Origin of the sequence: Allosphingosinicella sp. (assembly GCF_046295735.1) — a bacterium.
In the GTDB taxonomy this organism is placed as follows: Bacteria; Pseudomonadota; Alphaproteobacteria; order Sphingomonadales; family Sphingomonadaceae; genus Allosphingosinicella.
This window is the reverse complement of the sequence record NZ_JBKBMQ010000009.1, coordinates 1-24,222: the sequence shown is the minus strand read 5'-3', so window position 1 is coordinate 24,222 and position 24,222 is coordinate 1. Positions and strand designations below refer to the sequence as shown.

Annotated in this window: 29 protein-coding genes and 1 pseudogene; 5 read left to right on the top strand and 25 right to left on the bottom strand. The window is 72.4% G+C overall.

Annotated features, from left to right (window positions below):
- Positions 1-37: 37 nt before the first annotated feature.
- The 13 genes and pseudogenes from ACK4K7_RS09745 to ACK4K7_RS09685 form a co-directional block, all read right to left on the bottom strand.
- Complete coding sequence (locus tag ACK4K7_RS09745; protein ID WP_431865584.1) at positions 38-577, bottom strand: superoxide dismutase family protein; 540 nt, start codon at positions 575-577, stop codon at positions 38-40.
- Between the two features lie 58 nt (positions 578-635).
- Positions 636-1,982, bottom strand: a complete 1,347-nt coding sequence (locus ACK4K7_RS09740) for a UDP-glucose dehydrogenase family protein (protein WP_431865582.1) — start codon at positions 1,980-1,982, stop codon at positions 636-638.
- A gap of 194 nt (positions 1,983-2,176) precedes the next feature.
- Positions 2,177-3,298 carry an OmpA family protein gene (locus ACK4K7_RS09735; protein WP_431865580.1) on the bottom strand — a complete coding sequence of 374 codons (1,122 nt, stop codon included), beginning with the start codon at positions 3,296-3,298 and terminating at the stop codon, positions 2,177-2,179.
- Between the two features lie 200 nt (positions 3,299-3,498).
- Positions 3,499-3,996 carry a DUF2793 domain-containing protein gene (locus tag ACK4K7_RS09730; protein ID WP_431865578.1) on the bottom strand — a complete coding sequence of 166 codons (498 nt, stop codon included), beginning with the start codon at positions 3,994-3,996 and terminating at the stop codon, positions 3,499-3,501.
- Positions 3,997-4,016: 20 nt separating this feature from the next.
- Positions 4,017-6,161, bottom strand: coding sequence for a phage tail protein (locus ACK4K7_RS09725; protein WP_431865577.1), 2,145 nt, complete (start codon positions 6,159-6,161; stop codon positions 4,017-4,019).
- A gap of 13 nt (positions 6,162-6,174) precedes the next feature.
- Positions 6,175-6,570 carry a peptidoglycan endopeptidase gene (locus ACK4K7_RS09720; protein WP_431865576.1) on the bottom strand — a complete coding sequence of 132 codons (396 nt, stop codon included), beginning with the start codon at positions 6,568-6,570 and terminating at the stop codon, positions 6,175-6,177.
- On the bottom strand, positions 6,557-6,706 hold the full coding sequence (locus ACK4K7_RS09715; RefSeq protein ID WP_431865574.1) for a hypothetical protein: 150 nt from the start codon (positions 6,704-6,706) through the stop codon (positions 6,557-6,559). The genes ACK4K7_RS09720 and ACK4K7_RS09715 overlap by 14 nt, the downstream gene beginning before the upstream one ends.
- A 35-nt stretch (positions 6,707-6,741) precedes the next feature.
- Entirely contained in the window at positions 6,742-7,566 is an 825-nt protein-coding gene (locus tag ACK4K7_RS09710) for a DUF2163 domain-containing protein (RefSeq protein ID WP_431865572.1), read from the bottom strand.
- Positions 7,563-9,850: pseudogene (locus ACK4K7_RS09705) on the bottom strand (DUF2460 domain-containing protein). Before ACK4K7_RS09705 ends, ACK4K7_RS09710 begins: the two are co-directional and overlap by 4 nt.
- 6 nt (positions 9,851-9,856) lie before the next feature.
- The gene (locus ACK4K7_RS09700; RefSeq protein WP_431865570.1) at positions 9,857-10,426 is read right to left on the bottom strand and encodes a tail tape measure protein; all 570 of its coding nucleotides are present in this window, start codon (positions 10,424-10,426) and stop codon (positions 9,857-9,859) included.
- Positions 10,427-10,438: 12 nt separating this feature from the next.
- Positions 10,439-10,624, bottom strand: coding sequence for a phage tail assembly chaperone (locus ACK4K7_RS09695; protein ID WP_431865568.1), 186 nt, complete (start codon positions 10,622-10,624; stop codon positions 10,439-10,441).
- Positions 10,617-10,940 (bottom strand): gene transfer agent family protein, encoded by a 324-nt coding sequence (locus ACK4K7_RS09690; RefSeq protein WP_431865567.1) that lies wholly within the window; start codon positions 10,938-10,940, stop codon positions 10,617-10,619. Before ACK4K7_RS09690 ends, ACK4K7_RS09695 begins: the two co-directional genes overlap by 8 nt.
- The gene (locus ACK4K7_RS09685) at positions 10,937-11,344 is read right to left on the bottom strand and encodes a phage major tail protein, TP901-1 family (protein ID WP_431865566.1); all 408 of its coding nucleotides are present in this window, start codon (positions 11,342-11,344) and stop codon (positions 10,937-10,939) included. Before ACK4K7_RS09685 ends, ACK4K7_RS09690 begins: the two co-directional genes overlap by 4 nt.
- On the opposite strand from ACK4K7_RS09685, the gene ACK4K7_RS09680 reads away from it, so the two are divergent.
- Positions 11,345-11,722: a hypothetical protein gene (locus ACK4K7_RS09680; protein WP_431865565.1), complete on the top strand. Its 378-nt coding sequence runs from the start codon at positions 11,345-11,347 to the stop codon at positions 11,720-11,722.
- Positions 11,723-11,871: 149 nt separating this feature from the next.
- Here ACK4K7_RS09680 and gp17 read toward each other — a convergent pair whose 3' ends face one another.
- The 6 genes from gp17 to ACK4K7_RS09650 all read right to left on the bottom strand — a co-directional run bounded on the left by gp17 (position 11,872) and on the right by ACK4K7_RS09650 (position 15,248).
- The gene (gene gp17, locus ACK4K7_RS09675; protein WP_431865563.1) at positions 11,872-12,255 is read right to left on the bottom strand and encodes a tail completion protein gp17; all 384 of its coding nucleotides are present in this window, start codon (positions 12,253-12,255) and stop codon (positions 11,872-11,874) included.
- Entirely contained in the window at positions 12,252-12,488 is a 237-nt protein-coding gene (locus ACK4K7_RS09670; RefSeq protein WP_431865561.1) for a hypothetical protein, read from the bottom strand. The genes gp17 and ACK4K7_RS09670 overlap by 4 nt, the downstream gene beginning before the upstream one ends.
- Positions 12,464-13,000, bottom strand: coding sequence for a head-tail connector protein (locus tag ACK4K7_RS09665; protein WP_431865560.1), 537 nt, complete (start codon positions 12,998-13,000; stop codon positions 12,464-12,466). The genes ACK4K7_RS09670 and ACK4K7_RS09665 overlap by 25 nt, the downstream gene beginning before the upstream one ends.
- 46 nt (positions 13,001-13,046) lie before the next feature.
- Positions 13,047-13,790, bottom strand: coding sequence for a hypothetical protein (locus ACK4K7_RS09660; RefSeq protein ID WP_431865558.1), 744 nt, complete (start codon positions 13,788-13,790; stop codon positions 13,047-13,049).
- On the bottom strand, positions 13,790-14,056 hold the full coding sequence (locus tag ACK4K7_RS09655; RefSeq protein WP_431865557.1) for a spike base protein, RCAP_Rcc01079 family: 267 nt from the start codon (positions 14,054-14,056) through the stop codon (positions 13,790-13,792). The genes ACK4K7_RS09660 and ACK4K7_RS09655 overlap by 1 nt, the downstream gene beginning before the upstream one ends.
- A gap of 76 nt (positions 14,057-14,132) precedes the next feature.
- Positions 14,133-15,248, bottom strand: a complete 1,116-nt coding sequence (locus tag ACK4K7_RS09650) for a phage major capsid protein (RefSeq protein ID WP_431865555.1) — start codon at positions 15,246-15,248, stop codon at positions 14,133-14,135.
- A 339-nt stretch (positions 15,249-15,587) separates the two neighbouring features.
- On the opposite strand from ACK4K7_RS09650, the gene ACK4K7_RS09645 reads away from it, so the two are divergent.
- Entirely contained in the window at positions 15,588-16,250 is a 663-nt protein-coding gene (locus ACK4K7_RS09645) for a phytanoyl-CoA dioxygenase family protein (RefSeq protein ID WP_431865553.1), read from the top strand.
- Positions 16,251-16,427: 177 nt separating this feature from the next.
- Positions 16,428-17,033: a hypothetical protein gene (locus tag ACK4K7_RS09640; protein ID WP_431865551.1), complete on the top strand. Its 606-nt coding sequence runs from the start codon at positions 16,428-16,430 to the stop codon at positions 17,031-17,033.
- A 213-nt stretch (positions 17,034-17,246) separates the two neighbouring features.
- On the opposite strand, the gene ACK4K7_RS09635 is transcribed toward ACK4K7_RS09640, so the two are convergent.
- The 4 genes from ACK4K7_RS09635 to ACK4K7_RS09620 form a co-directional block, all read right to left on the bottom strand.
- Positions 17,247-17,672 (bottom strand): HK97 family phage prohead protease, encoded by a 426-nt coding sequence (locus ACK4K7_RS09635; RefSeq protein WP_431865549.1) that lies wholly within the window; start codon positions 17,670-17,672, stop codon positions 17,247-17,249.
- Positions 17,665-17,982, bottom strand: a complete 318-nt coding sequence (locus ACK4K7_RS09630) for a DUF6127 family protein (protein WP_431865548.1) — start codon at positions 17,980-17,982, stop codon at positions 17,665-17,667. Before ACK4K7_RS09630 ends, ACK4K7_RS09635 begins: the two co-directional genes overlap by 8 nt.
- Positions 17,979-19,097, bottom strand: coding sequence for a phage portal protein (locus tag ACK4K7_RS09625; RefSeq protein WP_431865546.1), 1,119 nt, complete (start codon positions 19,095-19,097; stop codon positions 17,979-17,981). The genes ACK4K7_RS09630 and ACK4K7_RS09625 overlap by 4 nt, the downstream gene beginning before the upstream one ends.
- 202 nt (positions 19,098-19,299) lie before the next feature.
- Entirely contained in the window at positions 19,300-20,109 is an 810-nt protein-coding gene (locus tag ACK4K7_RS09620) for a hypothetical protein (protein WP_431865544.1), read from the bottom strand.
- A 380-nt stretch (positions 20,110-20,489) separates the two neighbouring features.
- Between ACK4K7_RS09620 and ACK4K7_RS09615 the strand changes: the two genes are divergently transcribed.
- Complete coding sequence (locus ACK4K7_RS09615) at positions 20,490-20,840, top strand: endonuclease domain-containing protein (RefSeq protein WP_431865543.1); 351 nt, start codon at positions 20,490-20,492, stop codon at positions 20,838-20,840.
- Between the two features lie 431 nt (positions 20,841-21,271).
- On the opposite strand, the gene ACK4K7_RS09610 is transcribed toward ACK4K7_RS09615, so the two are convergent.
- Both ACK4K7_RS09610 and ACK4K7_RS09605 read right to left on the bottom strand, forming a co-directional pair.
- On the bottom strand, positions 21,272-22,594 hold the full coding sequence (locus ACK4K7_RS09610; protein ID WP_431865541.1) for a DNA-packaging protein: 1,323 nt from the start codon (positions 22,592-22,594) through the stop codon (positions 21,272-21,274).
- Entirely contained in the window at positions 22,591-23,160 is a 570-nt protein-coding gene (locus tag ACK4K7_RS09605; protein ID WP_431865540.1) for a hypothetical protein, read from the bottom strand. The genes ACK4K7_RS09610 and ACK4K7_RS09605 overlap by 4 nt, the downstream gene beginning before the upstream one ends.
- Before the next feature lie 187 nt (positions 23,161-23,347).
- On the opposite strand from ACK4K7_RS09605, the gene ACK4K7_RS09600 reads away from it, so the two are divergent.
- Positions 23,348-23,908 (top strand): hypothetical protein, encoded by a 561-nt coding sequence (locus tag ACK4K7_RS09600; RefSeq protein ID WP_431865538.1) that lies wholly within the window; start codon positions 23,348-23,350, stop codon positions 23,906-23,908.
- Positions 23,909-24,222 lie beyond the last annotated feature (314 nt).

The window sequence follows — 24,222 nt, the reverse complement described above, 5'->3', positions numbered from 1 at the left end:
AAGCTCCATGGGGAGGAAAGGGAACGCTTCGACGCCTTTAGCGAAACACCCCACAGGCGATCCGCGCGCCGCTGTTGCCGCTGGGGTCGGTGCGGTGGTCGTCCGGCCGGGCGTGGACCACCAGCGAGGCGCCGTCCCCGTCCAGCATCGGCATCGGCCCGCCGGTCAGCTGCGCGGCCGGTATCGTATATTCGAAGAAGCCCTCGCCGCTGGTGCCGACCATCAGGTTCGGCAGGTCGCCCATATGCGATCCGCGCGGATTCTGCATGCCATGCTCGCGGTCGAGCGGGTTCCAGTGCGGGCCGGCGCTGTCGAAGCTCGGCGGGTCGCAGCGGCCGACCGCGTGGATGTGCGCGGCATAGGTGCCGGGCGCGAGGCCCGCCGCGTCGACGCGCAGGCGGATGCTGTCGCCGACCTGCGTCGCCGTCGTCCGCGCGACCAGCCGCCCGCCCGGCTCCCGAAGCTCGGCCGAGGCGCTGCCCGGCATCGGCCCCTGCGGAGGCGGCAGCGGATCGCCGACCGCCGCGCAACCCGCCAGCGCCAGCGCGGCGCCCGCGCTCATGATCATCGCTTTCATCTCGCCCATTCTCCTGTTCTGCCCTCCACGAACGAACCGGCGGCGAAACGGTTGCCGCTCAGGCCGCGGCGCTCACATCCTCGTCCGCACCGCCGTCCCGCGGCGGCTTGCCGATGCCGTGCCAGGCGAGACCCGCCGCCTCGACATCCTCGGGCGGGTAGACGTTGCGCAGGTCCACCAGCACCGGCCGCGCCATCAGCCTGGCGAGCCGCTTAAGGTCGAGCGCGCGCAGCACGTCCCATTCGGTGACGATCACCGCCGCGTCGCTGCCCTCGGCCGCCTTGTAGGGAGAATCGAAGAATTCGACGTTCGGCATCATCGGTCGCGCCTGCTCGACGCCTTCCGGATCGAAGGCGTGCACCTTGACGCTCGCATCCTCCAGCGCCTGGACGATGCTGAGCGAGGGCGCGTCGCGCATGTCGTCGGTGTTCGGCTTGAAGGTGAGGCCGAGCAAGGCGACCGTCCGGCCGCGCGGATCGCCGCCGAGCGCCTTGAGCACCTTGCGCCCCATCGCGCGCTTGCGGCTGTCGTTCACCTGGACCACCGCCTCGATGATCCTGAGCGGCGTCTGATAATCCTCCGACGTCTTCAGCAAGGCCAAAGTGTCCTTCGGAAAGCAGGAGCCGCCATAGCCGGGCCCGGCATGGAGGAATTTCGGCCCGATCCGGTTGTCGAGGCCGATCCCGCGCGACACGTCCTGCACGTCGGCGCCAGTGGCCTCGCACAAATCGGCGATTTCGTTGATGAAGGTGATCTTGGTGGCGAGGAAGGCGTTCGCCGCATATTTGATCAGCTCGGACGTGCGCCGCGAGGTGAACAGGATCGGCGCCTTGTTGAGATAGAGCGGGCGATAGACCTCGCGCATGATCTCGGCCGCGCGCTCGTCCTCCGCGCCGACGACGATGCGGTCGGGGCGCTTGAAGTCCTCGATCGCGGCGCCTTCGCGCAGGAATTCGGGGTTGGACACCACCCAGGCCTCGGCCTCGGGCGCGACTTCGCGCAGGATCCGCTCGACCTCGTCGCCGGTGCCGACGGGCACGGTCGATTTGGTCACGATCACCGCCGGTCCGGTCAGCGCCTCGGCGATCTCGCGCGCGGCGCCATAGACGTAGCTCAAATCCGCATGGCCGTCCCCGCGCCGCGACGGCGTGCCGACCGCGATGAAGATCGCCTCCGCGCCGTCCACGCCGGTCTTGAGATCGGTGGTGAAGGACAGGCGGCCGCCGGCGACGTTGCGCGCGACGAGCTGGTCGAGCCCGGGCTCGAAGATCGGCATCACGCCCTTTTCGAGCGCCGCGATCTTCCTCTCGTCCTTGTCGACGCAGACCACGTCGTGGCCGAAATCCGAGAAACAGGCGCCTGAAACCAGGCCGACATAGCCGGTTCCGATGATCGCAATCCGCATGACAACTCCCGTATGGCTTGGGCGTGGCGCCCGCCTATCAAAGGACCCCGCCCGCTTCTAGGGCCTTCAGCGGAGCGGCGGCCCGAGCTTGGACCCTTCCGCTCGCGCCCCGCGCAAAAAAACAAGAGGCCGGCCCCGAAGGACCGGCCTCTCTTTCACTCCAAGTCCCGCCGCCGGAGCGGCGGGCCTCGACCTTACCAGCCCGAACCCGGACCGAAGGTGATTTCCACGCGCCGGTTCTGCGGCTCGCGGACACCGTCGGCGGTTTCGACCAGCGGACGGCTTTCGCCGTAAGCTTCCGTGGTCATCGCGCCTTCCGGCACGCCGCGGCCGGCGAGATAGCGGCGAACCGCATCCGCACGACGCTGCGACAGGCCGACGTTGTAGGTCGCCGGGCCCGAACGGTCGGCGTGACCGGCGAGCACGATCTGGGCCGCGCCGGACTGCCGGAAGGCGGCAGAGGCGTTGTCCAGAATGGCGGCCGCCTGCGGCGTGATGTCCGAACGGTCCCAATCGAAGAACACGATGAACGGACCGACCGGAGCCGGCGGCTGCGGCGGAGGCGGCGGCGGAGGCGGAGGCGGAGGCGGCGGAGGCGGCGGCGGCGGGGGCGGCGGCGGCGGGGGCGGAGCGGCTCCGCCGAAGTTGAAGGTGATGCCGCCGAGCAGGCTGTGCGACCGGAACCGCGCATCCGCATCCTGGCCGTTGAAGGCGATGGCGCGGATGTTGTTCACGTTGAAGAAGCGATACTTCACGCCGATGTCGATCGTGTCGGTGATCGGCTGACGCACGCCGGCGATGAGCTGCCACGCGAACCGGGTGTCGCTGTCGTCCAGGAACGCGCCCTGGTTGGCGAACCGGCGGTAGTTGTTCATCTGGACGCGAGCAACACCGACGCCGCCGCCGACGAAGCCGCTGAGGCCGTCATCGTCGCCGAAATCGACCATGCCGTTGACCATGAAGCTCAGGGCGGTGGTGTTGCCACCGCCGGCGTCACGGAACAGGCCCGCCTGGCCCGGAGCGCCTTCGCCCGGAAGCCGGACGACGTTGGCGAGCTGACGCACCTGGGCGCGCTTGTAGGCGACTTCGGCCTCGAGGCGGAAACCGCCCATGTCGTAGCCGACGGTGCCGGCCCCGTCGAAGCCGGGACGGTGCTTGACCGTGACCGCATTGTCCTGAGCGCCGATGCCAATCTGCATGTCTTCGACGATCATGGCGCCGAATTCGGCGCCGACGTACCACGCGCCGGTCCGCGCAAGCGCCGGAGTCGCGAGCACGGTGGATGACAGCGCCACAACTATGGCGAGCTTCCGCATAAATCTTTCCCCTTTCTACTGCGTCCCTGATGGGAACGACCTCGAACTCATTACGGTAAGCGGAGTTTGCGCGCAAGCGCGCTTATCCCCGCTTTTGTTGCCGAAAAGCCGCAGTGCGCGATGAACGCGTACCCCCTCCCCGGCAGACCGCGCTGAAACTCCGACCGTGTCGTCGGGTTGCACGGCCGCGGGAGAAAAGATCAATCGGTCAGGCCGTGTGACTTTAATGTCGCAATGAGCGTGTCGATCGCGGCGCGCGCCTCCTGATCGATTGTCGTTCCGCCTGAAGGACTTGGCACCTCCGGAAGCCGCGGACCCACGATCTGCTGCCCTTCGATGACGATCCGCGCCGCCGGCACCTCCCCTCCGCTCCAGCCGGTTCCGGTCCAGTGGAGCCACAACCCTCCCGTCTCCAGCCACGCCCGCATGCCCGGCACCGGCGCGGTGAATCGCCAGCCGCCCGCGGTCCAGCGCGCGATCATGCCCTCCTTGCCGCTCCAGGCGCCGGTCGCCTGCCCGCCGACGATCCAGCCCTGCCCCGACACTGGCGCGGCAGGCGGCTCGGCCATCGGCGGCCCGGCGACCGACGGGTGGAGCGCGCCGTCCACCGCCTCCAGCGCCTCGTTGTGGAACGCCTCCTTCTGCGCCTGCCCCGGCAGGATGAAGGGGAAGCGGAAACGCGTCGTCTCCTCGCTCATATTCGGCTCTCCTCGCTCACTCAGCCCGGCCAGACCGCCCGCGCCGCCCGCGACAGGCCGTGGGTCCCCGCCTGCCGGACCTCGATCCACAGCGGCCCACCGCCGCCATCCTCCAGCCGCTGCGCGGCACTATAGATATACGAAGCCGCGCCGACGCTCGCCCGCCGCTCGAAGCCTGGGCCTGCGATGGTCACCTCGTAGCGTTCGCTCTCCTCGCCCAGCGGCGTGCCGCTCCCGCTGGCCCAGCCATAGCCCTGCCGGCTGCGCCGCACCCAATCGAGCCGGATGTCGCCGTCCCGCTTCACGGCCGTGAGATGCACCGGCGCCGGCGGCATCAAGGCCGCGCCGCCGATCCGCCGCACCGCACTCACCGGTGCGGGATCGCCGCGGCCGGCGGCGCGCACCCACGCCTCCGCGCCCAGGCTCTCGGCCGGCGCTTCCACCAGGACGATGTCGCGCGCGTCGATCAGCGCGAAATCCTCGCCCGCCTGATGATCGTGCGCCGCCCATTCGGTGCCTCGCCGCCCGCGCAGCAGCCGCGACAGAAGGAAGCGGCCATCGCCCAGCGGCTCCGCCCGGCCGAACTGGATCAGCTCGTCGCCGAGCAGCGCGAGGTTCGCGCCCGCGACCAGAGCCGCGTCGCTCCGGCTTTCGAGCCACATGTCCTCGTTCAGCAGCGCGACCTCGACCGCATGGCGGTCGTCGAACAGCGCCGAACCCGCCGCCCCCAGCCCCGTCGCCGCGACGCCGATCGTCGCCGGCCCCGCGCTCGCGCCAAGGCTCGTCCAACTCAGCCCCCCGTCGAAACTGGCGCTGAGCGCGGCCCTGCGCCAGCCCGCGCCCGGCCCCGCCGCCATCGCCGCCAGCACGGGCCGCTCGCTCTCGAACGGCAGCGGCAGGTCGTAGAGCCTCAGCATCGTCGGCCCGTGCTCGGCGTCGCGATGGCCGATCGGCCGCCCCGCGTCGGCACCGGCCGGGTTCGGCCCAAGTCCCTCCGACACCCGCGCCAGCTCCAGCGTGCAGATCAGCCGCCCCAGCGTCCATCGCTCGACCTTCCACAGGCCCGCCTGCCCCGCGATGCGGACTCGCGCGCCGGGCCGCGGCGGCTCCTCCCGCCAGGGCACGTCCAGCTTCGCCCGCGCCCGCGCCGCCGACAGCGCGGCGAGCCGCCGCTCCGCCAGGCCTTTCGCCTCCGCCGCATGCAGCACCGCCGGAAAGGCGATCCGCTCGCTGCGAACGGACGGCCCGCCGAGCGACGCGCGCTGCAGGCCCGCCTGATAGTCGCGCGCGGGGTCGTGATAGGAGATCGCGACCTCGCCCGGCACGGCATCGGCCGCGCCGCGCACGATCTCGACCGCGCCCACCCGCTCGCCGAGCGTCGCCTCCGCGCCGCCCGCCTCGCCCAGGCGCAGCCCGCCGTCCGTCTCGACGAACGACAGGGACGCCGCCGCGGCCAGTTGCTCGATCGCGCCGCGCACGCTCTCCCCGCCGGCGGCATAGCCGATCAGCGCCGGCCCGCCGCCGCTCGCCACCGCGCCGCCGCTCAGCTCCTCCGCCACGGCGCCGACCGTCACCGGCCCCGGATCGGCCTCCACCTCGAAAGTCAGCGACGGGATGCGGTTGCCATAATCCTCCAGCTGGAAATCCTCGAACACCGCATAAGCGATGCCGCGATAGGCCGGCGCGCCGCCCGCGCCCTCGACGGCGGCGATCAGCGGATCGGGCAGCTGCGCCTCGTCGCCATGATAGAGGCGGAAACCCGTCTCGCTCTTGAAGTCGCCGGCCGCCCCGCGCAGCAGCTTGCCCTCCGCCCAGATCCGCCCCACGCCCAGGATCGGCCGTCCCGACAGGGCGACCGCGAAATTGGCGGAATAGCTGTAGCTCGCCGTCTTCGGCCGCCCCTTGCCGCCGCCGCTGGTGGTCCGCCGCTCGACGAGGTCGGTGGCCCAGATCACCGTCCCCGCCACCCGCATCCGCCCGAAGATCTTCGGGATCGCATTGCCGTAGGACGATGTCTGGACCGCCAGCGTCGCCATCCGCGCGCTTTCCCGCGTCTTCGGCGCGAAGATCGCCGCATCGGCCGCCTGGCCGATCATCCCGCCGATCGCCCCGCCCAAAGGTCCGCCGATCGCGCTCCCGACCGCGGTCAGAACGAGCGTCGCCATATCTCTCCTCCGATCAGTCCGCGTCCGGCCGCCGCCAGGCGGACAGAAGGGGCCAGGGCAGCGCGCCCGGCACTTCCACCACCCGCCGCAGCCCGGCGTCGGCATGGACGAACCCGCCGTCCACCAGCACCGCCAGATGCAGCCGCTCCGCCCCCGGCCGCGCCACCACGACGTCGCCCGGCCGCGTCCGGTCCGGGTCAACCCTGACCAGCCCGGCCCGCGCCAGCCCGGCATGGAGTTCCTCCGGCTCGAAAGCGTGCAGCGGATAGTCCCGCCGCACGCTATCCTCGGCCACGCCCGCGGCGATCATCGCCACGCCGATGCAGTCGAGCCCATGCGCCGGCACCCGCCCCTGCGGCCGGAAGCGCGCGCCGACCAGCTCCCGCGCCGCCGCCTCAGCGGGGCGCAAGCTCGCGCTCTTTGCCGCCGGACCGGTCCTCGAACTCGATCGACCGCTCGTCCACCTCCACCCGCACCTTCTGCGGCAGGTGCGCGCACCCGCCGATCGCGAGCGCAAACCCGCACATGCAAGCCCTCAGCCTCATCGCCTTTCTCCTTCTCCTCGTGGATGTCTCGCCGCTCAGGCGCCCGGATAGCGGGTGAGGAGATCGATGCCCGGCAGGTGCGGCTCTCCCCGGAAATTGACGCCGTTGCCGAAGCGCTGGACGCAGGTCGCGAAGCTCCGGTCGCAGCCCTCGCGAAGCTCGGCTAGGTCGCCGGCGGCGATCGCGAAAGGCGGCGCCTCGCGCAGCACCAGCCGCGCCCCGGCCGAACTCAGCACCGCGCCGCTCGTCCCGCCGTTCGGTCCGCCGATCCAGCGGACCCGGCCATAAGCGAAGGCGCCGTCCGCCGCCGGCCCGTCCAGCTCGATGTCGAAGCTGCGCGCGTCGATCGCCGCGCCCACCCGCGCGATCCGCACCCGCGCCGCCATGTCGACCCGGCACCTCTTGTCGCCCAGCTCGGCGCGGCATTCGGGCGAGGTCTGCTCGACCGGCGGCCGCACCAGCCGGGCCGCCCGGCTCCTCAGCGCCGCCTCGAAGCCGGCGCCGCGCACCGTCACGTCGCCGATCTCGCCCTCGGCCACGCTCACCACCGGCCCCTCCGGCCGCTCCCAATCGACCAGGAACAGGCGCACCGCCGCCCCGTCCCAGCGGCCCGCGGCCAGGTCGTCCGCCCGGATCGCGTCGCTGGTCAGCGCGCCCTCCACGTTCAGCATGTCGGCATCGAGCCCGTCCGACAGCGCCACCGCGGACGGCAGCATGCCGGGCGCCGCGCGGTAGCGCAGCCGGCCGATCTCGAGGTCGCGGTCGTGCGAGGTGAAGCCGATCGTCACCCCGTCGCGCCGCTCGATCCGCCAGCACAGCGCGACGGTGGCGAGTTCGCTCCCGAGCACCGCCGCCGTCATTCCCGTATCTCCACCAGCGGCACGTGCGGCGCCTCGCCCGCCGCATGGCCGGCCCCGGCGATCGCCAGCCGGTCCTCGGCGAAGCGCACCGGCACGTCGAAGCGGTAACCCGCCCGCACCTCCGCGCCCGGCGCCGGCGGCGTCTCGAACGTCACCACGCCCTTGTCGCCCAGCGTCCACCCGCCCGCCAGCTCCACGCCGCCGACGGAGACCCGCACGCTCCCCGCCACCGGCCGGGTGATGCGCCGCAGCTGCGCGCCATAGCTCTTGACCAGCGGGAAGTCGCCGCGCTCGCCGTCGCCGACGCCCAGCAACTGGTCGTCCGCTCCCGGCTCCCCGGTCATGCCGCTGGAGCTGTGGTCGAACGGATCCTCGAAGCGGAAGCCCACCGCCGCGCCCCGCCGGGCGCGGAAGAAGGCGATCAGCGCGTGCATCTCCGCCTCGCCGCGCACGCCCGGCCCGGCGTCGAACCGCAGCCGCGCGTCCGCCCATTCCGCGTTGCGCTGCTCCGCCCCCGCCGCGGTCGTCACGATCGCGGTCGAAAAGGCCGGCTCCACGCTTGCCTCGCGGCCCAGCGCCAGCGGGAAGCGCACGTCGTCGAAAGCCTCCACCTCATCCTCCCCCTCGCCGAAATGGACGAAGCCGTCGCGCAGCACCTGCGGCAGCGCCCACACGAACACCTCGCCGGTGCCCCGCCGCCGCGCCGCGTCCGCCGCCGCCGCGATCTCCCGCCACTGCGCCTTGTCCTCCGGCCGCAGCACGAAGCCGGAGAAATAATGCTGCTCCCCGATCGGATAGCCGAGCCGCGCCGTCGCCTCGGCGATCCCGCGCGCGGTCGCGCCGCGCCGCCCCTCGGTCACCCAGTCATAATCCTCGAGCTGCAGCACGTCGAAGGCCGGCGCCGCCCAGCCGACCGGCACGTTCGCCCGCCGCACCTCCGGCGCCTCCGCGTCCATCACGGTCGGCAGATAGACGAGCAGCAGCGTCTCCGCCTCCGCCGCCACCTCGCGCACCGCCGCGCACAAGGCCGCGGTCGAAGCGGCGAGCGCAGCCCCAGCCGCGTCGAGCGCCGCCACCTGCTCCGCGTCCAGCGCGCCCGCGACGCTCGCGATCGGCGGCGGGTCGAACGCCGCCACCGCCGCCGCGTCGTAGATGCAGATGCGCCCGTCCGCCGTCACCCACCACCAGGGCTCGCCCACCTGGAAGCGGACCGGCTGGCCGGTCTCGACCGCCAGCAGCGCGAACGCCCGCGCCACCGCCTGCAGATAGGCCATCGCCCCGCCATGCGCCGGCGACAGCAGCGCCGACGGCGGCTCCCATCCGGTCAGCGCCGGCGATCCGTCCGCCGCCCGCTGCTTCCAGTCGTTCCAGCAATGCGCGTCGAACAATTCGTAGGACAGCGACAGGATGATTTCGAAGCCATGGCCTTTCGCCCGCCGCAGGAAGTCCCTGTGCCAGGCCGCGCACGGCCCGTTCAGCGCGCCGCCGGCGAGGCTCACATAGAAGTCCGCGCCCAGCGGCTCGAGCCGGAAATAGGTGGCTCATGCCGACATAATGGTTGATCACCCCGGCATAGCCGAGCCAGGCGACGTTGCGCAGCAGCCGCTCCGGCGTCAGATGGTAGCTGTCGTCATAGCCGCTCGCCATGCGCAGCGCGTGCGCGGGCACGATCGCGTCGCCCATCGACAGCACCGATCCCGCGCCCGCGCAGGCGATCTGGCTCAGCTCGGCCCAGCCCTCCGCCGGCGCCGCCAGGCTCCCGCCGCCCGGCGCATAGGCCGCCGGCACCAGCGATATGAACATCCGGTCGACGTCGCCCGCCCAGACGGGGTCGTCGCCGTCCCAGCCGCCGGCAAGGGCGCCGAAATCGATCGCGATCTCGGCGTCCTCGGCCGTGCCCGCGGCATGGTTCCACAGCCGCACATACCATGTCCGCGCGTCGCCCGCTTGGTCCCGCCCCTCGATCGTCAGCGTCGGCCCGTCGACCGCGTCGAGCCCGCGCAGCCCGCCGCTGCGCCAGCGGAAGGACAGCCGGCACCGCCGGAAGTCGCGGTCGGTCTCGTAAGCGAGCAGCGGATGGTCGTGCCGGTCCTCCGCTTCCCAGATCAGCCCCGCCAGATCGTCCGCGGTAGAAGACGGCGTCGACCCGCAGGCTGTTCGGCCCGGTCGTCGTCGCGCTCGCCATCATCGGCCGCGGGAAGTTCAGCGTCCAGTAGCGCGCGTCGAAGCGCTTGATCGTCGTCAGGACGCGCGCCGCGCCGGGCGGCGCCAGCCAATGTCCCATGCCGCCTCACTCCCCCCGCATCAGCGCCTGGCGCACCGCGCGCGCGACCTGCCGGCCCGATGCGCGCAGCGCCTCCGGCTCCCGCGCCTGGGGCGCGTTGATCGCGATCGTCACCCGCACCTCGCGCGCGCCGCCCGGCCCGCCCGGCTCCACCCGTCCGCTCGCCGTGGGCACGAACAATTCGGGTCCGCGCTCGCCGACCAGATAGGCGCGCCCCGGCGCCACCGGCCCGCCGGTCGCCCGCCCCGGCGCGCCGGCAAGCCCGGCGACCAGCCGCCCCGCCGCTCCGGCCAGCCCCGCCGCGCCGCCGCCGCCGCCCAGCGCCTGCAGCCCGCTCCGCATCGCATTGGCCGCGATCTCCGCCATCGCCGCCAGCGCGGTGCGCTTCAGATCCTCGAAGCCGAACTTGCCGGTCCTGACCGCGCGCAGCAGCGCATGTTCCAGCACCCGCCCCGCCCGCTCGGCGCCTTCCGCCAGCGGCCCGTCCAGCTGCCCCCGCATCTCCGCCACGTCGCGCGCGAAGGCGCCGGTGTCGGCGCGCACGCTCACCAACAGCCGCTCGATCTCCTCGTCCATCGCCCTCTCCGCTCACCCGTCCGGAAACATCGCCATCAGCCGCCCCAGGTCCGCGCCGTCGGCCGGCGTCTCCTCTCCGGCGATCGCGTTCAGGACCGCCGCCACCTCGGCCGGGGTGGCGCGCCAGAATTCGTCCGGCCGCCAGCCGAGCGCCGCGCCGACCAGCCCCGCCAGCCGCGCCGCCGCCTCGCTAAACACGGCCCTGCAGGATCTGCCCGAGCAGCAGCTTGAGCACCGGCGTCGCCCGCGCCAGCCCGCCCTCGGCGATGGCCGCGCCGACCCGCGCCCGCGTCAGCCCCTCCGGCCAGTCGGCCGCGCAATGCCAAAACAGGCTCGCCATCTCGCCGATGCGCAGCCCGCCGCCGGCCGCCCGCTCCACCAGCGCGAAGAGCGGCCCCAATTCCTCCTCGGCGGCGACCAGCGCCTCGAAGCTCGGCCGCAGCACCAGCCGCGCGCCGCCCACCACGATCTCCGCCTCGCCGCGCGCCGGATTGGCGCCCCGCCCCGCGCTCACAGCGCCGCCACCGGCCCGGAACTCTCCAGGCTCAGCGCATAGGTCCGCTCGCCATTATAATCGCCCGCATAATCGAGCCGGGTGACCAGGAACCGGCCCTGCAGCCGCTCGCCGCCTTCGAAGCTCAGTTCGTAATCTTCCAGGCTGCCGCTCAGCGCGTTGCCCTTCACCCGCGTCTCCGCCGCCGATCCGGTGAAGATGCCGCTCGCCGCCACCGACACCGATCGCACGCCCGCGCCCGACAGCAGCTCGCGCCAGCCGCCCGAATCCTTGCTGGTGACGTTCACCGCCTCGCCGTTCACCGACATCATCGTGGTGCGCATTCCGGCCACGGTCGCGAAGGCTGGCGGGCTCGCGCCGTCGCCGACCTTCAACAGAAAGGCACTTCCCTTTTGCGCGCTCATATGATCCTCTCTCTTCGTCAAGCTTTGGGATTGGAATTCGCCATGATTTCAACTGTGCTTGCTCTCATGCTCTCGACCGCCGCGCAGGCCTCCGACCCGGTGGTCGTGCCCCGCCGCGCCTACAATCTGTGCCTGTCCAATTTCATGCGGGCGCAATTGCGCGACGGCGTCGACGAAGCCGCCTTCGACACCGCGATCGAAACCGCCTGCCGCGATCAGGAAAGTTCGCTCCGCGAAGCGATCATTCAGCGCGCGATGAACATGGGCGACCGCCGCCCCGTCGCCGAACGCGACGCCGCCGCCGAAATCGACGACTACCAGGCCAACGCCCGCGAACTCTTCCGCGAGCACAAGGAAAACAACACCCTCCCCGAGTAGAGCCCCACCACCCAAAAAGCCCTCTCCCCCCGGGAGAGGGTTGGGTGAGGGTCCCCGGCCAAAGCGAATAGGCCCCGGCTCCTCCGCCACCGCCGCCACCCTCACCCCAACCCTCTCCCGGGGAGAGAGGGGGCAGAAGGCCCGCGCCCCTAAACCCCCAGCATCCGCGCCCGGAACTCCACCGTCAGCGCCCAGCCGCGCCCGTCGCGCACCAGCCGGCTGCGCAGGAAAACCAGCCCCGCCAGCCGCCACTCCGCCAGCTCCGGCCCGATGCCCGCGATCGCCGCCTCCGCCGCCGCGCCCAGTTCCCTGAGCCGCGCCGCCCGCTCGCCCGCGTCGCGCAGCACCGCCGCCAGCCGCACCTCGCGCCCCGCGCCGCTCTTGTGCCCCCAGTCCGCCTCGCTCCCGGTCTCGACCACCGCATAGGGAAAGGCCGCCTGCACCGGCGCCTCCTCATGCACGCCGCTCAGCCCCGGCACCGCGCCCAGCGCCGCCATCGCCGCCTGCTGCAGCCGCGCGCCCGCTCCGCTCATCGCATCCTCTCCATCAGCCATCTGAGCCCCGGCTCCAGCGCGAACCGCCGCCGCGCCCGGCGCCCGGAAATCCGCACCCCGCCGTCGACGACGTCCGCCCGCAGCCCGGGCGGCAACTCGCCCCGCAGCCGCCCGGCGATCCGCTCCGCCGCCGCCGCCGCGCGCGCCTCGGCCTTGCGACGCGCCCGCGCCGCCAGCGCCTCGAACATCATCCGATCCGCAGCCGCCGCCACGGCCGCCACAAGGCCGCCACCGCCGCCGGCGGGCAGCTCCGCTCCGCCCCGTCGCGGTGCGTGTAGAGATGCGCCGCCAGCCGCACGACACCGTGCCGCAGCCCGTCGGGCAGCGCGCCGTAGTCCGCCGCCAGCCCGGCCGTATAGGCGACCCGGATCCGCCCCGCCGCATGCGCCGGCGTCCGCACCCAGCCCTCGGCATGGGCGTCGATGTCGATCGCATAGCTGCCCGGCGCCAGCGCCTCGAACGCGCCGCCAAGCGGGGCATGCGCCACCGCCTCGATCGACCGCACCGGCGCCGCCGTCAGCCGCGTCCAGGACGGCCGCGCCGCCATCGCCTCCTCATGCACCCGCGCGATCGCCGCCCGGCCGGTGAACTGCTCGCACAGCTCGATCGCGGCCAGCGCCAGCCGTCCGATCAGCCCATCCTCCTCGTCATGGCCGATCCGCAGATAGGCCTTGATCTCCGCCACCGCTTCCGGCTGCGGTCCGATCGGCGCCGCGTTCAGCATCGCCCCCTCCATTCGCCCATCTGCCGCTCCCCCGTTTTCGTGACCGTCAAAGCGCGACGCCCGCCCGCGCCGCCATGAAGGCGCGCAGCCGCCCGGTCTCCGCGTCGCTCAGCGCCCGCCCGATCATCAGCATGCCGTACAGCCGCATCTGCGCGCCGCTGGTGCCGGCGCTGCGGCCGCCCAGCGACACGCCCGCCACCCCCGCGCTGCCGCTGTTTCCTACGGCAAAGGCCGCCTTGTTCACCGCGATCCGGCTCGCCGCCCCGTCGAACCGTTCGGTGACGACGCCGTTCACGTCGACCGGCAGGCCGGCGCTGAACGGCGTCGCCGCGCCGGAGAACAGGTAGAGCCGCGGCGCCGCGCTGGTCTGGTAGAGCACGCCCGCGTCCGATCCGTTGTTGCCGAACAGCACCCGGCCCGACGTCCAGGCCGCCTGCCGCACGGCCGAGACGCGGTCGAACGGCTGGGGCAGCGCGAACGCCGCCACCAGCCGGTCGTCCGCGCCGTCGAACTCCAGATAGAGCCGCCCGCCCCCGTCCTGGCGCAGGATCGGCCGCGCCGACGCGGTCGCCTGCACCGCATGGTTGCCCCGTCCCGATTTGTCGCGGATCATGCCCACCGGGCTTCCGACCGCCGCCGCGACCGTGCCGCCGCTGTCCTGGAACATGCTGGCCGCGTCGGCGGGATCGTACCAGGCGCCCTGCGCGCCGCCGGCGAACAAGGCGGCGGGGCTGAAACCCCCGCCCCGCTGCCGCGGCGACAGTCCGAAGCCGTAGCCGATCGGACGCATCAGTAGAGCGCCAATATGTCGGACGCCGTCGTTCCGGTCGCCCGCACGAAGCGCGGCCGGAACGGCAGCACCGTCCCGTCGGGCACGTTGCGCCACAGCTGGTCCTGGCTGCCGTCGATGCCGCGCATCATGATGTGCCCGCCGGTGCCGACATAGAGCGCCTTGGGCACCTCGCCGATCGCGTTGGCGTCGTGCGGCACCACCGCCGCCGCCCGCCGCGCCGGCGCCGAAACCGCGTCCGCCGCCGATGCAAAAGGATCCGACATCCTCACCTCCAATTCAAAGAAAAACGCCGCCCGCGCTCTCACGCGGACGGCGCGAAATCCGGTTCGAACGGCGCGCTTACGCCGCGAACCGCATCAGCTTGATCGCCTCCGAATTCATCACCTGCCCGCCCACGCGCTTGGTCGCGTAGAAATGGACGAACGGCTTGTTCGAATAGGGATCGCGCAGGATCTGCGTCTCGGTCCGCTCGGCGATCAGGTATCCGGCGCGGAAATTGCCGAAGGCGATGGCGTGGCTGTTGGCCGCGACGTCCGGCATGTCCTCGGCCTCCACCACCGGATAGCCGAGCAGGCTGTCCGGCTGCCCCGCCGCCAGCGCGGGCTGCCACAGGAAGGCGCCGTCGGCCGTCTTGAACTTCCTGACCCGCGCCGCCGTCGCCGAATTCATCACGAACACCGCGCCCTGCCGGTAGGGCGACTGCAGCGCCTGGACGAGGTCGATCAGCCGGTCCTGCGGATTGGCGGCGGGAAAGCCGCCCGCCATGCCGGACGCGACGAACTGGATCGTCCCGAACGGCCGCGTCGCGTCCCCCTGCGCCGATGTCGGCGCCGACAGGAAGCCGCGCGGCTGGTTCACTCCGCTCCCCGCAACGAAGGCCGCGCCTTCGGCCCGGGCGAATTCGGTCGCGATCTCGCTCGCCAGCCAACCCTCCACGTCGAACGCCGCGTCGTCGAGCATCGCCTGGCTCGCCGCCGGATTGGCGTAGAGCTCGCCGAACGGCGGCGCGATCTCGATGAATTCGGGCGTCCCCGTCTCCGGCCGCCCGGCCGTCTCCGACACCCAGCCCGACGGCGTCCCGCCCGCCGTCACCAGCTTGCGGTATCCGGACGATCCGACCTTCACCACATTGGCGATCGCCCGGATCGGCGACACCGCGGTCAGCAGCCGGTCGATCTCGGCGTCGATCTCCTCGGGCACCGCATAGCCGCCGGCCGCGTCGCTGGTCCCGGCGAGCGCCTTCAGCTCGACCCCGGCCTCCAACCCCTTGCGCAGATAGCGCTCGACGAACGGCGAGGCGCCCGATTTCGCCCCGCTCAGCGCCGGCCGCGCCACCGCCCCGGCCTCGATCCTGGCCTTCAGCGCCGCGACCTCCGCCTTCAGCGCCGCCACATCCTCATGCTCCCGCTCCAGCGCCTCGAACGACGCCTCCAACGCATCCGCCTTCACCAACATCCCCATCTCCTCTGCTCAGAATTGATCACCCAAAAACCCCCTCTCCCCCCGGGAGAGGGCTATCCGCCGCACCGCCCAAAAACCCCCTCTCCCCCCGGGAGAGGGCTGGGGTGAGGGTCACCGCCGCAAGCGAAAAAGCCCCGACACCTCCGCCAAAGCCGAACCCCTCACCCAACCCTCTCCCAATGGGAGAGGGCTATTGGCCGCACCGCCCAAAAGCCCCCTCTCCCCCCGGGAGAGGGCTGGGGTGAGGGTCACCGCCGCCAGCGAACAAGCCCCCACATCTCCGCCGAAGCCGGAACCCTTCACCCCCCTCGCCCCCCGCGCTATTGCGATGCGATGCAGCTCTCCCGCGACGGCGCCCGGCTCTTTCCGGCCGCGGCGGCCCCGCCGATCCTCGCCGAACTCGACCGCCTGCTCGCGGGCGCCGACGCCGCGCGTCCCGGCCACCGTCTCGCCGGCAGCCCCGCGCTCGCCGCGCTGCTCGCCGCCGAGGGCGCGATCGGCCGCCTGGCGGCGGCGCTGCTCGGCCCCGCCGCCAAGCCGGTCCGCGCTTTGCTCCTCGACAAGACGCCCCGCGCCAATTGGTCGCTGGCCTGGCATCAGGACCGCACGATCGCGGTCCGCCGCCGGGTCGACCTGCCGGGCTTCGGCAACTGGACCCGCAAGTCCGGCATCCTCCATGTCGAGCCGCCGCCCGATCTGCTCGCGCGCATGCTGACCCTGCGCGTCCATCTCGATCCCGTCGGCGCCGACAACGGTCCTTTGCTCGTCGCGCCGGGCTCGCACCTCCTCGGCCGGATCGCGGAGCGGGACATCCCCGCCGCGGTCGACCGGCTCGGCAGCGTCGCCTGCCTGGCCGCGCGCGGCGACGTCTGGGCCTATGCGACCCCGATCCTCCACGCCTCGCACAAGGCCGCCGCCCCCACCCGCCGCCGCGTCCTCCAGATCGACTACAGCGCCGACACCCTGCCCGGCGCCCTCGAATGGCACGGCATCTGAACGAGCACCGCCCAAAAGCCCCCTCTCCCCCCGGGAGAGGGCCGGGGTGAGGCTCACCGCCGCCAGCGAAAAAACCCCGACACCTCCGCCAGAGCCACCCCCCTCACCCGGCTAACCGCCGCTCCGCCCGGCAAAAAGCGTGGCGCCGGCCGCGTCCTGGCTTTAGCTTCCCGCCTCATGTCCTCACCGGAAGACCAGGCGGCGCTGCGCCCTCATCTCCTCCCCGGCGAGCGGGTCGCGTGGAGCGGCCGGCCGACGCGGAGCATCCCCTTCGATCGCAGGGACCTCGTCGCCGCCGTCAGCGGGGCGGCGTGGACCCTGATGTACTTCTGGATCCTGCCCCGGCCGGGGCAGGATCAGGGGAGCGGCCTCAACCTGCTGATCGACGCCGCGATCATCCTGATCGGCGTGCTCATCGCCCTGGGACGTTTCGTCCACGGCTGGTGGCTGCGCCGCCGCCTCCTTTATGCCGTGACCGACCGGCGCGCGATCATCCTGCGCGGCGGGGCGAAGGGACGGCTGCGCTCGCACGACCTCGCCTGGCTGCCGATGCTCGAGCTCGAGCAGCAGGGCGGCAGCGGCACGCTCTTCATGGAGCCGGGCGAGCAGCCCGACACCTGGTACGAGCGCGCGACCGCCCATGAGTCCGGCTTGTCGCGCGGCTTCTGCTTCGTCGACATCGACCAGCCGGAGCGGGTCTACGACATCATCTGCCGCGAAGGCACCCGCCGCCGCGCCGAGCTCGCTTTGGAAGAAACCCCCGCTTTCACCCCGCTCGTCTAGCCCGCGACCAAAACCCCCCTCTCCCCCCGGGAGAGGGCCGGGGTGAGGGTCACCGCCGCAAGCGGACAAGCCCCAACATCTCCGCCAAAGCCGTCACCCTCACCCAACCCTCTCCCATGGGGAGAGGGCTATCCGCCGCACCGCCCAAAACCCCCTCTCCCCCCGGGAGAGGACCGGGGTGAGGGTCCCCGCCGCACGCGAACACGCCCCGACCTATTCACCCCCCGCCTCGACCGCATGCACCCGCGCGCGGGGCTGCATCGGCAAAGTCACCAAACTCACCTCCACCAGATCGAGCTCGGTCAGCTCCCGCGGCACCCCGTCGCGCGCCGCCCGCACGCGATAGCCGAAGCTCAGCCCGCCGACCGCGCCGTCCGTCAGCAGCGCCGCCGCCTCGCGCCCCGCCGCGCTGCCGGACAATCGCCCGATCACGCGCAGGCCGCGCCTGTCCTCGCGCAGATATTCGATCCGCCCGATCGGCCGCCCCGGCTCGTGCTGCCACAGAAGCGGCACGCTGGCGTCGCCGGCGAGGCTGCGCGCGAAGGCGCCGGGCCGCACCACGTCGCCGCCGCGGTCGGGCCGGTCGAACACCGCCGCATAGCCGGCGAAGCGCACCCCGCCCCCCGGCCGCTCAGCCACGGACCGTCTCCAGCAGCCCGGTCTTGATCGCCATTCCCGCCACCAGCAGCGCCAGCAGGATGCGCATCGTCCAGGCGACCACCGCCTGCGCCGCCGATTTCTTCGCGTCGCGCCACGCCTGCAGCAGCTGGCGCAGCTCGTCCATGTCGCGCCGCGCCGTCGCATCGGTGAGGCCGAGCGCGCCCAGCGCCCGCTCCGCCCCTTTCTCGCTCGCCTCCTCGATCAGCGCGCGCAGCGTCACCATGTCCGCCCCTTGCGCCTCCGCCTGCCGCGTCAGCCCGGCGAGCAGCCCCGCTTGCTCCTCGATCATCGCCTCTCCCCTTCCGCCTCCGGCCCGAAGCCGAGCATCTCCCTCTTCTCCGCCCGGCTGAGGAAATCGGCCGCCGACACCTGCGCCCACAGCCGCTCCCGGTCCTCGGCGAGCGCCGTCACCTGGTCGACGTCCAGCATCAGCCGGCAGTCCGGCCACCACGCCCGCAGCCCGTCCGAAATCCCGCGCAATATCTTCTCGGCGAGCGGCAGCACGGTCAGCCGCCACAGCGCCCGGTTCGCCTCGCGGTAATTGGCGTAGGTCGAATCACCGGGCAGGCCGAGCAGCATCGGCGGCACCCCGAACGCCAGCGCGATGTCGCGCGCCGCCCCAGCCTTGAGCTCCGCGAAGTCCATGTCCGCCGGCGACAGGCTCATCGCCTCCCATCGCAGCCCGCCGTCGAGCAGCATCGGCAGCCCGGCATTGGCCGGCCCCTGGAACTGCGCCGTCATCTCGGCGCGCAGCCGCTCGAACTGTGCGGCCGACAAGGTGCCCCCGTCCGCCGGCGCGTGGACCAGCGCTCCCGACGGCCGCGCCGCATTGTCGAGCAGCGCCTTGTTCCAGCGCGCCGCCGCATTGTGCACCGCGACCGCCCCCGCCGCCGCGCCCAGGCAGCCGAGCCCGTAATGGTCGTCGAGCGGGTGGACGGCTTTCAGATGCACCAGCGACGGCCGCCCGCTCCCGTCCCGCGCCGGCAGCCGCGTCCGCGCCGCCCCGGCGCGATAGAGATAGGCCGCCGGCCAGCCGTCCGCCCCCGCCTCCACCGCCACCCGTTCGGGCCGCAGCGCGAACAGCTCGGCCGGCGCCGCCTGTGGATCGAGCAGGATCTGCACGAACGCATTGCCGTGCAGCAGCAGGTGCGACGCCGCCGCCTCGAGCAAGGCCGGCGCCGCCAGCCGCTCCGCCGCGTCCGCGCCCCCGCCGTCATAGACCGGCACCGACGCGACGCTTTCCGCCACCAGCCGCACCGCCCGCTGCGCCACCGGATTGCCCAGATAGGCTTCGCGCACCTGCGCCTCGTAGCTGCGCGGCCACGGCTCCCCGACCGCGCCGCCCCACGCGCCCAACAAAAAAGGCCGCGCCTCCCGCGCGGCCTTCCGCCCGAACCACCCCATCCCGCTCTCCCAACAAAAAAGGCGGCCAAGGCCCCCGCCCCGCCGCCGAATCGCACCTTCCCACTATGGCGATATGTGCCACAACAGCGTCACGCTGTCAAGATGTTTTAGCCTCTTTGGTTAGTTTTTACACCGCCCAAACCCCCTCTCCCCCCGGGAGAGGGTTGGGGTGAGGGTCCCCCACGCCGGCGAAACCGCCCCCTCAAATCTCCACCTCTACCCCGCGCTCGTACAACTCCCCCACGAACCATTCGAAGCCGCGCAGATTGTCCGAGAAATAGATGCGCCTCCCCCCGTCGACTTCGAGATAAAGGCCGAGCCAGCCCCGCCGCAGCCGCTCCACCCGGTCCCATTCGAACATCTCCACCCGTCGCAACCGGTGGTAGCGCACGCCCTCCGGCCCATAGGCCAGGCGGATCGCGAACACCTGCCAGGCCAGGATCGCCCCCGCCTCCATCATGACCAAGGCGAAGGCGATAACGCCGGCGGCGATCGGAACGGCCGTGCCCGAAAAGTCGAACCCCTCCTCCATACCGGCCGCGACCAGAGCCGCCAGCGCCGCCAGGCCGCCGATCAGCATCACGCCCCCGAGCAGCCCGAACGCGAACAGGCTGATCGACGGCCGCAGCAATTGCCAGCCCGCTTTCTCCACCGGCTGGTGGGCCCCGGCCGCGTCGATCGCCGCGGCGAACGCCAGGGGCGCCAGCATCACGAGCGAGAACTCACCCGAGCCGAAGAGCGTCATCGCCCGATGGGTCGCGAAGAGGAACGAGGCGAACAAGGCGCCTTCCGGCACGAACCAGTTCCAGAACAATCCGCTGGACGGCTTCCAGGCCTGCGCCCTCAGCACCGGCCCGAAAAAGGCCATGCTCCAGAACACGCAGCCGTACACCAGCGCCAGCACGACCCCCCGGCCGTCCCACTCTTCCCCGTCGATCAGCTGAAGCACCCAGGCCGTCATCAGCCCGCCCAGCAGCATCCCCCCAACCCACCGCGTCCTCTCGATCAGCATGGCACCCCCTGCCACCACCCTAACCCCAGCCGCCCCATTGCCAACTCGAAAACCACCTCTCCCACAGGGAGAGAGTCTCTCCGCCTCACCAGCCAAAAACCCCCTCTCCCCCCGGGAGAGGGTTGGGGTGAGGGTCACCGCCGCAAGCGAACAAGCCCCACATCTCCGCCAAAGCCGCCACCCTCACCCAACCCTCTCCCAAAGAGAGAGAGCCTCACCGCCCCACCACCCAAAAACCCCCTCTCCCCCCGGGAGAGGGCTGGGGTGAGGGTCACCGCCGCAAGCGAAAACGCCCAGACACCCTCCCAACCCCCGCGCGCCAAAAACCCCCTCGCGCCGCTCCACCACCCCTGTTACCCTTCCCCGAGGAGGAAGCGGCAATGTCCCACCCCGCCATGCTCCCGATCGCCCGCAAGCTGAGGCGCTCCGCCACCGAGGCCGAGCAGCGCCTGTGGCATCATCTGCGCGGCCGCCGCCTCGCCGGCGCCAAGTTCCGCCGCCAGGTGCCGGTCGGCCGCCACGTCGCCGATTTCCTGTGCGATCAGGCGCGGCTGATCGTCGAGGTCGACGGCGGCCAGCATGCCGACAACCCCGCCGACGCCGCCCGCACCACCGCGCTCCAAGCCGCCGGCTATCAGGTCCTGCGCTTCTGGAACCACGACGTCCTCGCCGACACCGACGCCGTCCTCGAGGAAATCGCCCGCACCCTCCGCCTCGCCCTCAACGACTGACCGACCCACCCAAAAACCCCCTCTCCCCCCGGGAGAGGGTTGGGGTGAGGGTCCCCGCCGCCAGCGAAAACGCCCCAACATCTTCGCCAAAGCCGAACCCCTCACCCAACCCTCTCCCAAAGGGAGAGGGCCTCCCCGCCACACCGCCCAAAAACCCCCTCTCCCCCCGGGAGAGGGCCGGGGTGAGGGTCCCCGCCGCACGCGAAAACGCCCCCACATCTCCGCCAACGCCGAACCCCTCATCCAACCCTCTCCCAAGGGGAGAGGGCCCCTCCGCCCCACCGCCCAAAAACCCCCTCTCCCTCCGGGAGAGGGCTGGGGTGAGGGTCACCGCCGCCAGCGAAAAAGCCCCCACATCTCCGCCAAAGCCGGAACCCCTCACCCAACCCTCTCCCATTGGGAGAGGGCTATCGGCCGCACCGCCCAAAACCCTACCAGAACCCCCGCACGCTGGGCTCGGCCCGCCGGCCGAGCAGCAGGTCGGTCATCGCCCACACCATCGCGTCGGCGCGGTCGGGGGAGCGGCCGGGGCCCTGATAGCCGCCGCCGCACACCAGCCCGGCCAGCTCGTCCTCCAGCTCCGGAAAGCGCCCGGCCAGCCGCGCCCGGCCGCGGGTGAAGAAGGTCGCGATCGGCTCGGCCCGCGCCGCCTTGCCCCGGCTGGCATGGACCGGGCTCACCGGCAGAAGCAGCCCGGCCGCCTTCAGCACGCTTTCGACCATCGCCCCGCCCTGGTTCACCTCGGCGATCACCCGGTCCGCGCCCCAGGCCTCGGCCGCCGCCGCCACCGCCGCCGCCCAGCCTTGGGGCTGCAGCCCCGCGACGCTGTGGTCGCCGAGCACATAGGCCGTGCCCGCCCCGTCGCCGGCCAGCCCGCAAACCACGATCCCGCACGCCCCGTCCGCGCCCGCCGGCGGATCGACCCCGATCACGATCCGCCGCAGCTCCGGCGGCGGCCCCGCCGTCCGCGCCGCCTCGAGCCCCGCCCGCGTCCACAGCGCGCCGCGCACATCCTCGATGATCTTGCCTTCCAGCTCCTGCCGGCCGAGCCTCGTGCCGCCATAGGTCGCGGTCATCACCGCCACGAAATTGGCGGACAGGCTGATATTGTCGCCGGTCGCCCCGCCGCTGCACACCGTCCAGGGGTGGTCGCGGATCTTCGCCAGCAGCGGGATCGACCGCGGCGTCGTCGTCACCAGCACCCGCGCCCGCGGCCCGAGCCGGAGGCCGAGCTGGAGATTGTCCCAGGTCTCCTCCGCCCGGCTCCATTTGGCGAGCTCGTCGCACCAGGCGAAATGGTGCTGCGGCCCGCGCAGCGCGTCGGGCGTCTCGGCCGAATAGACGAAGGCCTGCGATCCGTTGGGCCAGCTCAGCTGCGACAGGCTCGGCTCCCAGCGCGGCGGCCGCCGCCCGGCGCAGGCGAGCAGGCCGCTCTCGCCTTCCACCATCACCTTGCGCACTTCGTCCGCATTGGCGCCGACCAGGGCGATGCGCAGCCCCGGCAGCCGCCGCGCCAGCCGGCCGATCCACTCCGCCCCGGCGCGGGTCTTGCCGTAGCCGCGCCCCGCCATCATCAGCCAGGTGCGCCAGCCCTCGCCCTTGGGCTCCACCTGCCCCTGGTGGACCCAATGTTCGTAATGGGCGTCGATCCGCAGCAGGTCGGCCGGGTCGGCGAGGCCGATCAGCCGCGCCTGCTCCGCATCGTCCAGCATCGCCAGCCGCCGGAACGCCTCGGGTCGCAGCGGCGAGCTCATCGCGCCGCCCCGGACGGATCCGCCGCGCCGGCGCCCTCCGCTTCCACTTCCGCCTGCGCCTGCGCCTCGGCCGCCATCCGCCGCCGCACCGCCTTCAGCTTGCCCAGGATCCGCTGGCGCACCGCCTCGATCTCCTCCTCGGGCATCTCGGCCTCGGCGGCGGCTTCGGCGGCGGTGTCGCCATGCGCCTTCAGCAGCGCGAAGGCGACGCTGTTCGAATATTCCTTGAGGTCGAACACCACGTCGCCGCGCAGCACCTGCTTCACCGTGCCGTTCATCATCCGCTCGAGCAGCATCAACTGCAGCCGCGCATGTGCCTCGTCGATCGCGATCTTCCAGCGCGCGCGGAAATCGGCGTCGGTGCGGCGGCGGCGGAAGGCGCCTCGCTCGTCCAGCCCGCTTTGACGGCACGCCTCGGCGACGTTGCAGCTCGCCGCCAGCACGTCGAAGAAATGCGCCACCCGCGTCGCCGTCCAGCGGACCTTCGTCTGCCGCCGCAGCTGCGGCCGCCTGGTCCCCGTCAGCACCAGCGCCGTGCCCGTCCCCTTTCTGCCCCGCTCCCCCATCTTCCGCTCTCCCGCCCAAGCAAAAGGGCCGGAAAAAGCGTCTCCGCCCCGGCCCCGATTCAGTTCACCACTCTGCCCGCAACATTCCACATCAGCGTCGCGCTGTCAAGCATTTTCTCCTATTTGGTTACACGAGGCGGTTCCGTCGTTCATCCGGCCTTCACCCGGCGGGCGGCACATCTGGACCATGCGCATGTTCCTTGCCGCCGCTCTCATCCTCGCCGCGCCCGCCCTCGCCCAGCGTCCGGACGCGCCGCTCGGCGAGATCGTCGAGGCGCTGCCGATGCCCGAGGACGCGGCGCCCGCCCCCGCGCGCCGCCCCGCCCCGCCGCCCGGCGGCGTCGCCACCACCGACCTTCCCCCCTCCGCCGCCGATCCGCTTGTCGCCGATCCCGCCGAGCCGGACCTCCCCGCCGAGGCCGAAGCCGCGGTCGCCAACGCCTGGGAGCTGGAGCGCGAGCGCCGCCGCGCCGAGATCAATGCCGAGGAATCGCCGCTCACCGCCCGCCTCAACGAGGAGGTCGCCGCCCGCCACGCCGAGATCCGCCGCCGCAACGCCGAGGCGGAGGCCGCCCACGCCCGCGCCGTCGCCGCCGCCGAAGCCGAGGCGCGCCGCGTCCGGACCGAGCACCAGGCCGCCCTCGACCGCCACCGCCGCGAAGTCGAGCGCCTCGAAGCCGACCACCGCGCCCGCGTCGCCGCCTGCCTCGCCGGCGACCACACCCAATGCGCCCCCCGCCCCCGCTGATCCCGCCAAAAACCCCCTCTCCCCCCGGGAGAGGCCCAAAAACCCCCTCTCCCCCCGGGAGAGGGCTGGGGTGAGGGTCACCGCCGCCAGCGAAAAAGCCCCCACATCTCCGCCAAAGCCGAACCCCTCACCCAACCCTCTCCCAACGGGAGAGGGCCCACCCACCCCACCGCCCAAAAACCCCCTCTCCCCCCAGGAGAGGGTTGGGGTGAGGGTCCCCGCCGCCAGCGAAAAAGCCCCGACACCTCCGCCAAAGCCGGAACCCCTCACCCAACCCTCTCCCAATGGGAGAGGGCCTCTCCACTGCACCGCCC

Excerpts from the sequence above, each read along its gene's own strand:
- ACK4K7_RS09715 (WP_431865574.1), bottom strand. The coding sequence starts at position 6,706 with ATGAGGCTGAGGGCTTGCATGTGCGGGTTTGCGCTCGCGATCGGCGGG.
- ACK4K7_RS09615 (WP_431865543.1), top strand. The coding sequence starts at position 20,490 with ATGTCCCACCCCGCCATGCTCCCGATCGCCCGCAAGCTGAGGCGCTCC.
- ACK4K7_RS09740 (WP_431865582.1), bottom strand. The coding sequence starts at position 1,982 with ATGCGGATTGCGATCATCGGAACCGGCTATGTCGGCCTGGTTTCAGGC.
- gp17 (WP_431865563.1), bottom strand. The coding sequence starts at position 12,255 with ATGAGCGGAGCGGGCGCGCGGCTGCAGCAGGCGGCGATGGCGGCGCTG.
- ACK4K7_RS09610 (WP_431865541.1), bottom strand. The coding sequence starts at position 22,594 with ATGAGCTCGCCGCTGCGACCCGAGGCGTTCCGGCGGCTGGCGATGCTG.
- ACK4K7_RS09700 (WP_431865570.1), bottom strand. The coding sequence starts at position 10,426 with ATGGACGAGGAGATCGAGCGGCTGTTGGTGAGCGTGCGCGCCGACACC.
- ACK4K7_RS09655 (WP_431865557.1), bottom strand. The coding sequence starts at position 14,056 with ATGTCGGATCCTTTTGCATCGGCGGCGGACGCGGTTTCGGCGCCGGCG.
- ACK4K7_RS09680 (WP_431865565.1), top strand. The coding sequence starts at position 11,345 with ATGATCCTCTCTCTTCGTCAAGCTTTGGGATTGGAATTCGCCATGATT.
- ACK4K7_RS09605 (WP_431865540.1), bottom strand. The coding sequence starts at position 23,160 with ATGGGGGAGCGGGGCAGAAAGGGGACGGGCACGGCGCTGGTGCTGACG.
- ACK4K7_RS09660 (WP_431865558.1), bottom strand. The coding sequence starts at position 13,790 with ATGCGTCCGATCGGCTACGGCTTCGGACTGTCGCCGCGGCAGCGGGGC.
- ACK4K7_RS09735 (WP_431865580.1), bottom strand. The coding sequence starts at position 3,298 with ATGCGGAAGCTCGCCATAGTTGTGGCGCTGTCATCCACCGTGCTCGCG.
- ACK4K7_RS09725 (WP_431865577.1), bottom strand. The coding sequence starts at position 6,161 with ATGGCGACGCTCGTTCTGACCGCGGTCGGGAGCGCGATCGGCGGACCT.
- ACK4K7_RS09600 (WP_431865538.1), top strand. The coding sequence starts at position 23,348 with ATGCGCATGTTCCTTGCCGCCGCTCTCATCCTCGCCGCGCCCGCCCTC.
- ACK4K7_RS09650 (WP_431865555.1), bottom strand. The coding sequence starts at position 15,248 with ATGTTGGTGAAGGCGGATGCGTTGGAGGCGTCGTTCGAGGCGCTGGAG.
- ACK4K7_RS09620 (WP_431865544.1), bottom strand. The coding sequence starts at position 20,109 with ATGCTGATCGAGAGGACGCGGTGGGTTGGGGGGATGCTGCTGGGCGGG.
- ACK4K7_RS09630 (WP_431865548.1), bottom strand. The coding sequence starts at position 17,982 with ATGATCGAGGAGCAAGCGGGGCTGCTCGCCGGGCTGACGCGGCAGGCG.
- ACK4K7_RS09710 (WP_431865572.1), bottom strand. The coding sequence starts at position 7,566 with ATGACGGCGGCGGTGCTCGGGAGCGAACTCGCCACCGTCGCGCTGTGC.
- ACK4K7_RS09640 (WP_431865551.1), top strand. The coding sequence starts at position 16,428 with ATGTCCTCACCGGAAGACCAGGCGGCGCTGCGCCCTCATCTCCTCCCC.
- ACK4K7_RS09730 (WP_431865578.1), bottom strand. The coding sequence starts at position 3,996 with ATGAGCGAGGAGACGACGCGTTTCCGCTTCCCCTTCATCCTGCCGGGG.
- ACK4K7_RS09745 (WP_431865584.1), bottom strand. The coding sequence starts at position 577 with ATGAAAGCGATGATCATGAGCGCGGGCGCCGCGCTGGCGCTGGCGGGT.
- ACK4K7_RS09625 (WP_431865546.1), bottom strand. The coding sequence starts at position 19,097 with ATGGGGTGGTTCGGGCGGAAGGCCGCGCGGGAGGCGCGGCCTTTTTTG.
- ACK4K7_RS09665 (WP_431865560.1), bottom strand. The coding sequence starts at position 13,000 with ATGCTGAACGCGGCGCCGATCGGACCGCAGCCGGAAGCGGTGGCGGAG.
- ACK4K7_RS09645 (WP_431865553.1), top strand. The coding sequence starts at position 15,588 with ATGCAGCTCTCCCGCGACGGCGCCCGGCTCTTTCCGGCCGCGGCGGCC.
- ACK4K7_RS09685 (WP_431865566.1), bottom strand. The coding sequence starts at position 11,344 with ATGAGCGCGCAAAAGGGAAGTGCCTTTCTGTTGAAGGTCGGCGACGGC.